The sequence below is a fragment of the Pseudomonas sp. AGC41 genome (genome assembly GCF_057334555.1).
This window is the reverse complement of the sequence record NZ_JBHFJB010000090.1, coordinates 12,288-22,332: the sequence shown is the minus strand read 5'-3', so window position 1 is coordinate 22,332 and position 10,045 is coordinate 12,288. Positions and strand designations below refer to the sequence as shown.

Annotated in this window: 8 protein-coding genes; 1 reads left to right on the top strand and 7 read right to left on the bottom strand. The window is 60.8% G+C overall.

The window, feature by feature from the left end; genetic code table 11:
• Nucleotides 1-44: 44 nt before the first annotated feature.
• Together ACE04F_RS16535 and ACE04F_RS16530 are read right to left on the bottom strand one after the other, a co-directional pair.
• Nucleotides 45-1,196 carry a M14 family metallopeptidase gene (locus tag ACE04F_RS16535; RefSeq protein ID WP_486108332.1) on the bottom strand — a complete coding sequence of 384 codons (1,152 nt, stop codon included), beginning with the start codon at nucleotides 1,194-1,196 and terminating at the stop codon, nucleotides 45-47.
• 488 nt (nucleotides 1,197-1,684) lie between these two features.
• The gene (locus ACE04F_RS16530; RefSeq protein ID WP_486108330.1) at nucleotides 1,685-2,023 is read right to left on the bottom strand and encodes a DUF6124 family protein; all 339 of its coding nucleotides are present in this window, start codon (nucleotides 2,021-2,023) and stop codon (nucleotides 1,685-1,687) included.
• 129 nt (nucleotides 2,024-2,152) lie between these two features.
• On the opposite strand from ACE04F_RS16530, the gene ACE04F_RS16525 reads away from it, so the two are divergent.
• Entirely contained in the window at nucleotides 2,153-2,800 is a 648-nt protein-coding gene (locus ACE04F_RS16525; RefSeq protein WP_486108328.1) for a LexA family protein, read from the top strand.
• A gap of 30 nt (nucleotides 2,801-2,830) precedes the next feature.
• On the opposite strand, the gene ACE04F_RS16520 is transcribed toward ACE04F_RS16525, so the two are convergent.
• From ACE04F_RS16520 to ACE04F_RS16500, 5 genes are all read right to left on the bottom strand, one after another.
• A complete protein-coding gene (locus ACE04F_RS16520) occupies nucleotides 2,831-4,780 on the bottom strand; it encodes an acetyl/propionyl/methylcrotonyl-CoA carboxylase subunit alpha (protein ID WP_486108326.1) in 1,950 nt (649 codons plus the stop codon).
• Complete coding sequence (locus ACE04F_RS16515) at nucleotides 4,777-5,595, bottom strand: gamma-carboxygeranoyl-CoA hydratase (RefSeq protein WP_486108324.1); 819 nt, start codon at nucleotides 5,593-5,595, stop codon at nucleotides 4,777-4,779. Before ACE04F_RS16515 ends, ACE04F_RS16520 begins: the two co-directional genes overlap by 4 nt.
• Before the next feature lie 13 nt (nucleotides 5,596-5,608).
• Entirely contained in the window at nucleotides 5,609-7,216 is a 1,608-nt protein-coding gene (locus ACE04F_RS16510) for a carboxyl transferase domain-containing protein (protein ID WP_486108322.1), read from the bottom strand.
• Between the two features lie 11 nt (nucleotides 7,217-7,227).
• Entirely contained in the window at nucleotides 7,228-8,391 is a 1,164-nt protein-coding gene (locus ACE04F_RS16505; RefSeq protein ID WP_305500136.1) for an isovaleryl-CoA dehydrogenase, read from the bottom strand.
• A gap of 704 nt (nucleotides 8,392-9,095) precedes the next feature.
• Nucleotides 9,096-9,995, bottom strand: coding sequence for a hydroxymethylglutaryl-CoA lyase (locus ACE04F_RS16500; protein WP_486108319.1), 900 nt, complete (start codon nucleotides 9,993-9,995; stop codon nucleotides 9,096-9,098).
• Between the last annotated feature and the right edge of the window lie 50 nt (nucleotides 9,996-10,045).

Genomic DNA, 10,045 nt, shown 5'->3' with positions numbered 1-10,045 from the left:
CCCCCCCCCCCCCCCCCCCCCGAGGAGTGGGGCGCCGGGGAATTTCAGCGCAACTCGTCGACCATGTCCTTGACCGTGCTCAGCACGTCCTTGCCCAGTTGCATTGAGCGTTTGCCGGACCAGCCCGTGTGTGGGTTCGGGTGGTCGTCGTGGTCCTTGAACGGCATTTCCAGGGTCAGGGACAGGCAATCATATTTTTGCCCGACGGCGTTGCAGGCCAAGGTCATGTTGGCTTGGCCCGGTTCGTCGCGGGTGTAGCCGCGGGCGATCTGGAAGTCCTTGGTCTGGTGCTTGAGGTGGCTGCGAAAGCGCTCTTCGAGTCCGGCGATGCGTGGCGTATAGCCAGGGTTGCCTTCGCAACCGGCGGTGAAGACGTGGGGTATCTCTTCGTCACCGTGGACATCGAGGAACAGATCGACGCCGTACTTTTCCATCTGCTGCTGTACGAAATAGACCTCGGGGCTGATTTCCGTATTGGCGCTCTGCCAGGCCCGGTTGAGGTCCTGGCCCATCGCGTTGGTGCGCAGGTGCCCGTGGAACGCGCCATCCGGATTCATGTTCGGCACCAGGTACAGATCGGCATTGGCGAGCAAACGGTTCAGCTGGGCGTCGTCCTGATGCTGGAGCCGTTCGATTACACCCTCCATGAACCATTCGGCCATATGCTCGCCGGGATGCTGCTGCGCAATGATCCAGATCTTGCGTCGGCCCTCGGCACCGCTGCCTTTGCGCAACAATTGAATATCACGGCCCTCGACGCTTTTGCCGGTCGCCAGCAGTTCGGTACCGGCCTTGTGCTGCGCCTGTTCGATCAGCCAGTCGTGGCGGCCGCGGCTGTACGGTTCGAAATAGGCAAACCAGGCGTGGGGCTGTTCGGCTTCCAGATGAAAGCGCAGGGCGTCGCCCTCGAATTGCGTAGGAATACGGAACCAGTTGACATGATCGTAGGACGCGACGGTCTGGTAGCCTGTCCACGCCTTGTTGTAGGACGATTGGCTGGCGTTGAGCAGGCGGAAAGAATATTCCTGGCCGACGTGCAGGCCACTGGCCTTGAAATGAAACCATTGGAAATGCCCGCTGCGGGTGTCTGGTCTGATTTTCAGCAGCGACTGCAATGGGTTGCTGATGTCCACGACGTCAATATTGCCACTGTCGAAGTTGGCGCTGATATCAAAGGAAGATTTAGCCACGGTCACGGTTCCGGTAGAGATCTTGTGGCCGTTACTTTACACGCAGGACGAGCGAACCGGGACGATTGGCGTCATGAAAAGAAAGGGGGCGCCCTCCCTGGACGCAGCAGCAGATTAGACAGTCCCTGAATGATTCTCAAGTGCTGCCTGTCGTTCATTCGCTCTGCTGCGGCGCAGAAGCTTTGGTGAGCGAAGTGCGTTTGTTATCATCGCCGTCATCGAAGCAGCAGCATCCAAAGACTTCATTAGCCTGAAGCCATAAGCCGAAAAATCGGCAAAAAAAGACCCGGCAAAAAGCCGGGTCAAAAACCGTGATTAGCCTGATGAGGAGATATTCCAGAGGTCCGACCTAAGGTCCTCTGGCCTATCGACTGATCTCGCGACCAGCTGATGCAATAATAATCATTATCATTTGCAAGTCAAATGTTTTTATTGCCTCAATTGGAAATTGTTTCTCGTGGCCCGCATTCGCGGCGTCATTTCAAGCGTTGCGGCTAGCGCGCCGGATAGCCATCCAGGGTCCGGTCGAGCATGACCTTGGCCAAATCGATCATATGCACCACCGACAACGCCAGGTCACGGCTCGGGCCGTTCAATCGGCTGGCAGACTCCTGAGCGGTGGCGGCTGCACAACGCAGCAGGTCGCAAGCGTGAACCAGCGCTTCCTCTCCACTGATGCTTTTGTTGGCGTCGAAGAAGCGATGTTCCGCCGGATCGGCAATATCCGGTTTCAGGTAGTGGTCCAGGGCTCGTTTGGCCGCAGGGCAATCTTGAAGCGAGGAAAATGGGTTGTTCGAGGGGGCTGCGGGCTCATCGTTGTTGGGCTTGTCCATGATGTCGATTTTCTCCGTGCAGGTTTGGAAATCCTCATTCCAGATTAGTACTCAACGTAATTGTGACGATAATTTAAATACTACAACTTGTGTTTTGCTGGAGGGCGTCAGCCACGTATCGTGCCGCTCATGGATAAATGGATAGAGTTGGTCAAGGCCAGGATGAAGGAGCAGCACATCACGCAAGTGGTGCTCGCAGAGCGTCTGGGTATGTCTCAGGGAGGGGTCGGCCATTGGCTGACCAAGCGCCGACAACCCAGTCTCGGAGACATGAACAGGGTGCTGCAGGAGTTGGGGCTGGAATTCCTCGAGGTGGCAATGGTGATCCGCGAGCCGGACATTTCCACCGACGAGGGCATGGCCCTGGCACAGAAGTACAACCCGTACTTTCGCTACCCAGTCAGTGACTGGCGCGACATCGGTCTCGTTCGCGAAGAGGATGCCGCTGATTACGGCCAGCGGCGCTATGAGCTGACGGACTACCATGCACGGGGCGAGGCGTTCTGGCTGGTGGTGGTGGGGGATGCGATGACGGCGCCGAGCGGGCTCAGCATTCCTGCAGGCATGTCGATCCTGGTCGACCCGGCGATCGAAGCGGTGCCCGGCAAACTGGTGATTGCACGATTGCCAGGCAGCAGCGAAGCGACTTTCCGCAAGCTGATGGAAGAGAGCGGGCAGCGTTACCTGGTTCCGCTCAATCCGACTTATCCGAAAACCCTGTTTACCGACCAATGCCGCATTATCGGCGTGGTCGTGCAGGCAACCATCAGGTTCTGACGGGATCGGCCCGGCAACCGGGCCGAATCTCTATTCTTCCAGTTCCACCAGCGCGCTGCCCTCGCTGACCATCTCTCCCTCCTGGCAATACACCGCCTTGATCACGCCAGCCTTGGGCGCGCGGATGCTGTGCTCCATTTTCATCGCCTCCAGCACCACCAGTTGCGCGCCGGCTTCCACCGCCTGGCCAGCGCTCACCAGCACCCGAACGATGCTGCCATTCATGGGCGCGACCAGGCCGCCCTGCTGGCTGTGGCTGGCCTCGGCCGCGGCCAGCGGGTCGTAGCAGTCGACTCGATACAGATCGCCCTTCCATTGCATGTAGAGACTGTCGCCGTGGCGAATGGCTCGATGTTCGCGGCGCACACCGTTGTGCTCGATGATCAAGTGCTCGCCCCTGAGCTCGGCGCCGCGACCAGCAACATCCAGAGTCACGGCGCGATTCTGGCCATCGCAACTCAAGTGCAGGGTGATTTCCGCTGGCAGCCCCAGGCGCAGCCCGGCGGTAGCGGCCCACGGCGAGTTGCTGTCATCGGCGCGGACAACCGGCGTCAGGCTCAAGGCGAAACCCTGGGCCGCAGCGTGCCAGAAATCGTCATCCAGTTCGCCGGGCTCCGGCAACAATTGCGCCTGGTAACGCGGGATGAAACCGGTGTCCAGTTCCGCCGCCGCGAAGGCGGGATGAGCAACAATGCGCCGGAGAAAGCCGATGTTGGTTTTCAGCCCGCCAATGGCGAACTCGTCGAGCATCGCCAACAACCGCAAACGTGCCTGTTCACGGTTTTCCCCCCAGGCAATCAGCTTGCCGAGCATCGGGTCGTAGAAGGGCGATATCTCGTCACCTTCGTCAACACCACTGTCTACCCGGCGGCCTGGACCTTCGGTCGACTCGCGATACAGCGACAAGCGGCCTGTAGCCGGAAGAAAATCATTGGCCGGATCTTCGGCGTACAGACGTACTTCGATGGCGTGACCGAGCAGCGGCACCTGCTCCTGGGTGATCGGCAACGGCTCGCCCTGGGCAACGCGGATTTGCCAGGCCACCAGGTCGAGCCCGGTAATCGCTTCGGTCACCGGATGCTCGACCTGCAACCGGGTATTCATTTCCATGAAGAAAAATTCGCCTCGCGAATCCAGCAGGAACTCCACCGTACCCGCGCCGACATAGCCGATCGCCTTGGCCGCCCGTACGGCGGCTTCGCCCATCGCCCGACGCAATTGCTGGCTCAGGCCCGGCGCCGGTGCCTCCTCCACGACCTTCTGATGGCGACGCTGGATCGAGCAGTCGCGTTCGTTGAGGTACAGGCAGTTGCCGTGCCGGTCGGCGAACACCTGGATTTCCACGTGGCGTGGCTTGAGCAGGTATTTTTCCACCAGCATTCGCGCGTCGCCGAACGACGATTGCGCCTCACGCTGCGCGGAGGCCAATGCCTCGGCCAGTTGGCTGACCTCCTCGACGACCTTCATGCCCTTGCCGCCGCCGCCTGCCGTGGCCTTGAGCAGCACCGGATAACCGATGCGCTCGGCGGCGGCGCGAAAGGTTTCCAGATCCTGGGCTTCACCGTGATAGCCGGGTACCAGTGGTACGCCGGCGGTTTCCATCAAGGCCTTGGCGGCGGACTTGCTGCCCATGGCTTCGATGGCCGGGGCGGGTGGGCCGAGAAAGATCAACCCGGCATTTTCGATGGCCCTGGCGAACCCGGCATTCTCGGAAAGAAAACCGTAGCCTGGATGAATGGCCTGGGCGCCACTGGCTTGCGCCGCAGCGATCAGTTTGTCGATTTGCAGATAGCTGTCAGCCGCCTTGCTGCCGCCCAGGTCGACACGCACGTCGGCTTCCCGACTATGACGCGCGTCACGGTCGGTGGCGCTGTGCACCGCAACGGTGGTCAGGCCCATGGCCTTGGCTGTGCGCATGACGCGGCAGGCGATTTCGCCGCGGTTGGCGACCAACAGGGTACTGAGGACAGGGGCGCTCATCGACGCGGCTCCTTGTTGTCTGACTCGGTTTGCCAGCTCGGCGGTCGTTTTTGCAGGAACGCCCGCAGGCCTTCCTGGCCTTCAGGGCTGACCCGTATCCGCGCGATGGCATTTTCGGTGTAGCGGCGCAACGCCGGGGTCAGTGCCCCGTTGCCGACTTCGCGCAGCAGTTCCTTGCTGGCGCGCATGGCCGCCGGGCTGTTGAGCAGCAGGTTTTCGATCCACTTGCCGAGCTGTTCATCCAACGTCTCGGCCGGGTAACTGTCCGACAGCAAACCGATTTCCTTGGCCCGTTGCCCACCGAAACGTTCAGCCGTCAGGGCGTAACGTCGTGCCGCGCGTTCGCCGATGGCCTGCACCACGAATGGGCTGATCACCGCCGGCGCCAGGCCGATGCGTACTTCAGACAGGCAGAACAGCGCATCATCGGCGCCGATGGCCATGTCGCAGGCGCTGATCAAACCCAGCGCGCCGCCGAATGCCGCGCCCTGGACAACGGCAAGAGTCGGGATTTTCAGCTTGGCCAGGTTATACATCAGCTCCGCCAGTTCCCGGGCGTCGTCGAGGTTGGTGTGGTAATCGAGTTCGGCAGATTGCTGCATCCAGGCCAGGTCGGCACCGGCGCTGAAGTGTTTGCCGCGACCACGGATCAGCAGGAAGCGCAGGTTCGGATCGCTGCCGACCTGGTCCAGGGCGAGGATCAACTCGCGGATCATCTCGGCGTTGAACGCGTTGTTTTTCGACTCGCGGTCGAGCCACAAGGTGGCGAAGCCGCGCGGGTCCGTCTGCAATTGGAGCGTATTGTAATGATTCATGGACGTTCCCCGGTTACATCCTGAACACGCCGAAGCGGCTCGGTTCGATGGGCGCGTTCAGCGACGCGGACAAGGCCAGGCCCAGCACATCGCGGGTCTGCGCCGGATCGATGACGCCGTCGTCCCACAGCCGCGCGCTGGAATAATAGGGATGCCCCTGTTCTTCGTACTGGTCGAGGATCGGTTGCTTGATCTCGGCCTCCTGAACTGCGCTGAACGACTGGCCGCTGCGTTCGGCCTGTTCGCGTTTGACCTGCACCAGTACGCCGGCCGCCTGTTCGGCGCCCATCACGCCGATCCGCGCATTCGGCCACATCCACAAAAAGCGCGGGTCATAGGCGCGGCCGCACATGCCGTAGTTACCGGCGCCGAAACTGCCGCCGATGATCACGGTGAATTTCGGCACCCGGGCGCAGGCCACGGCGGTCACCAGTTTTGCGCCGTGCTTGGCGATGCCGCCGGCTTCGTATTTCTGGCCGACCATGAACCCGGTGATGTTTTGCAGGAACAGCAGCGGTATCCCGCGCTGGCAGGCCAGTTCGATGAAGTGCGCGCCTTTTTGTGCGGCCTCGGCAAACAGGATGCCGTTGTTGGCCAGGATGGCGACTGGGTAGCCGTGCAAGTGGGCGAAACCGCACACCAGCGTCGTTCCGAACAGGGCTTTGAATTCATCGAACACCGAGCCGTCCACCAGACGTGCGATCACTTCTCGCACGTCGAATGGTTGCTTGGCATCGGCTGAAACCACGCCGTACAGTTCCTCACTCGAATACAGCGGGGCGATGGGCGCGCGTTGCTGCACATCACCGAGCTTGCGCCAATTGAGGTTGGCCACGCTGCGGCGGGCCAACGCCAAGGCATGTTCGTCGCTGTCTGCATAATGGTCGGCGACACCGGAAATCTTGCAGTGCACATCGGCACCGCCCAGGTCCTCGGCACTGACCACTTCTCCAGTCGCCGCTTTTACCAGCGGCGGGCCGGCGAGGAAAATCGTTGCCTGCTGGCGGACCATGATCGCCTCGTCCGCCATCGCCGGCACGTACGCGCCGCCAGCGGTGCAGGAACCCATGACCACGGCAATCTGCGCAATGCCCTGGGCACTCATGTTGGCCTGGTTGAAGAAGATCCGGCCAAAGTGCTCACGGTCGGGGAATACTTCGTCCTGGCGCGGCAGGTTCGCACCGCCGGAGTCCACCAGGTAGATGCAGGGCAGGCGGTTCTGCTGGGCGATGGTCTGGGCGCGCAGGTGTTTTTTCACCGTCAGCGGGTAATACGAACCACCTTTGACGGTCGCGTCGTTGGCGACAATCATGCATTCGACGCCTTCCACGCGCCCGATCCCGGCGATCACGCCGGCGGCCGGAACGTCTTCGCCGTACACCTCGTAAGCCGCCAGCGGACTGATCTCCAGGAACGGCGAACCCGGGTCGAGCAAGCGATTGATGCGTTCCCTGGGCAGCAATTTGCCCCGTGAGGTATGCCGTTCCTGGGCCTTGGCTCCGCCGCCTTGCTGGACGTGGGCGAGTAAAGTACGCAGGGCCTCGACTTGGCCGAGCATCGCATCGCGGTTGGCGCTGAATTCCGGTGAGCGTGGGTTGAGCTGAGTGTGCAGCGTGGCCATGGTCAGCTCCGTTAGCGGGTTTCGTTGAACAGTTCGCGGCCGATCAGCATCCGTCGGATCTCACTGGTGCCGGCGCCGATTTCATACAGCTTGGCGTCACGCAGCAGACGCCCGGCCGGGAATTCATTGATATAGCCGTTGCCGCCCAGAATCTGGATGGCATCGAGGGCCATCTGCGTCGCGCGTTCGGCGCTGTAGAGGATCACCCCGGCGGCGTCCTTGCGCGTGGTTTCGCCGCGCTCGCAGGCCTGGGCCACCGCATACAGGTAGGCGCGACTGGCGTTGAGCTGGGTATACATGTCGGCGACCTTGCCCTGAATCAGCTGGAATTCGCCGATGCTCTGGCCGAACTGCTTGCGGTCGTGAATGTAGGGCACGATCAGGTCCATGCACGCCTGCATGATCCCGGTCGGGCCACCAGACAAGACCACGCGTTCGTAGTCGAGGCCACTCATCAGGACTTTCACGCCACCGTTGAGTGCGCCGAGGATGTTCTCTTCCGGCACCTCGACGTCGTCGAAAAACAGCTCGCAGGTGTTGGAGCCGCGCATGCCGAGCTTGTCGAACTTGTTGCTGCGGCTGAAGCCTTTCCAGTCGCGTTCGACGATGAACGCGGTAATGCCGTGGGCGCCTTTTTCCAGGTCGGTCTTGGCGTAGATCACATAGGTGTTGGCGTCAGGCCCGTTGGTGATCCAGGTCTTGCTGCCGTTGAGAACGTAGCGGTCGCCGCGTTTGTCGGCGCGCAGTTTCATCGAGACCACATCGGAGCCGGCGTTCGGTTCGCTCATGGCCAGGGCGCCGATGTGTTCGCCGCTGATCAGCTTGGGCAGGTATTTGGTTTTCTGCTCATGGTTGCCGTTGCGATTGATCTGGTTGACGCACAGGTTGGAGTGGGCGCCGTAGGAGAGGGCGACCGAGGCCGAGCCGCGGCTGATTTCTTCCATCGCCACCACATGGGCCAGGTAACCCAGGCCAGCGCCGCCATATTCTTCCGGGACGGTGATGCCCAGCAGGCCCATGTCGCCGAACTTGCGCCACATATCGGCGGGGAACAGATTGTCAATGTCGATCTGCGCCGCCCGAGGCGCCAACTCTGCCTTGACGAAGGATTGCACCTGGTCGCGCAACATATCGATGGTTTCGCCGAGGGCAAAATTCAGGGATGGGTAGCTCATGGGACACCTTTTGGATTTTTTGTCGGGTGCGGGGAGCCGTGGGGGGCGCTCACCTTTACGTTAACGTAAGCGCGCGGGCAATGACTGTCAATCGCTCTTTACGTTAACGTCAACTTGGATCGCTCAGTTGGTCAGCGTGAAGATCGGTCGAGGGAAAACCCAAACTCCAGACAGCACAAAGGGGAGCCGAAGCTCCCCTTTAATTTTGTCGTCGCGTGCTCTTTTTTTATTATTGAGGGGCGGCCTGTTGTTGTTTTTGGCAGCCGTGACCCTTTACCGCTGTTTTTGGCGATCCCCATCCGGGATCAAGAGCAAACGTATTTTTTTGAGCGCTGATCTGCGTTTTCGCCTTGCGATCCAACCGATCCGGGAGCTACCTGGAGGTAGTTTTATTATTCTCTGCCCGGTTGCGGGTTGCTCCTGGAAGCACCCTGAAAAGCACATCTTCTCCAAAAAAATCTGTTAGCTGCGTCTCTGCCGTGTTGTTTTTGTTATGTCAGAGTCGTTTCGTCTTGTTTTTATTAGGTTTGTCGCTTTTTTTTATTCTTGTTGTGCTGGAGATATAGCAGGTGTCGTGCCAACTTTATAAAATCCTTTTAAATCAATTAGTTAATTTTTATCGCTGAAAACCCTGCAGGACGATTCCAGACAAATTGTTTCCGTGTTACTCGTTTCGGCCCCGTTACAAACGGGGCGGTAACACCTCACTGCGCGAGGCGGGCCCTGGCCACACGAGAGCCGCTCGAGCGACCCAGGACGTCGCAGATCTGCTCGCCCGCTGCAATGAGCGCATCCAGGTCCACGCCGGTCTCGATGCCGAGGCCGTTGAGCAGGTACAGCACGTCTTCCGTGGCGACGTTACCGCTGGCGCCCTTGGCATAAGGGCAGCCGCCCAGGCCGGCGATGGAGCTGTCGAACACGGCGATACCTTCCAGGAGGCTGGCGTAGACGTTGGCCATGGCCTGGCCATAGGTGTCATGGAAATGTCCCGCGAGTTTGTCCCGGGGCACGTCGGCGCCGACCACCTCGAACATTCTGCGCGTTGCGCCGGCGGTGCCGGTGCCGATGGTGTCGCCAAGGGACACTTCGTAACAGCCCATGGCGTACAGCTCCCGAGCGACCCACGCGACCTGCTCGGGCTTGACCTGGCCCTCATAGGGGCAGCCCAGCACGCAGGACACGTAGCCGCGCACGCTGACGCCGTTGTGCTTCGCCGCCTCCATGATCGGTACGAAGCGTTCCAGGCTTTCCTTGATGGAGCAATTGATGTTGCGCTGGGAAAACGCCTCGGACGCCGCGGCGAACACCGCGACTTCCTTGACTCCGGCTGTCAATGCGTCCTCGAAACCCCGCAGGTTCGGTGCCAGGGCGCCATAGGTTACCCCAGGTTTGCGCCGGATTTGCGCAAACACCTCGGCCGAACCGGCCATCTGCGGCACCCACTTGGGCGAGACAAAACTGCCGACTTCGATGTAACCCAGGCCCGCATCGCTCAAGGCGTCCACCAGGCGCACCTTGTCCGCCACGCTGATGGGTTGGGACTCATTCTGCAGGCCGTCGCGGGGGCCGACTTCGATCAAGCGTACAAAGGAGGGGAGGGACATGGGATTGACCTGTGGTGAGTTGCCAGAACATCGAGAACCTTGTGGGGGCG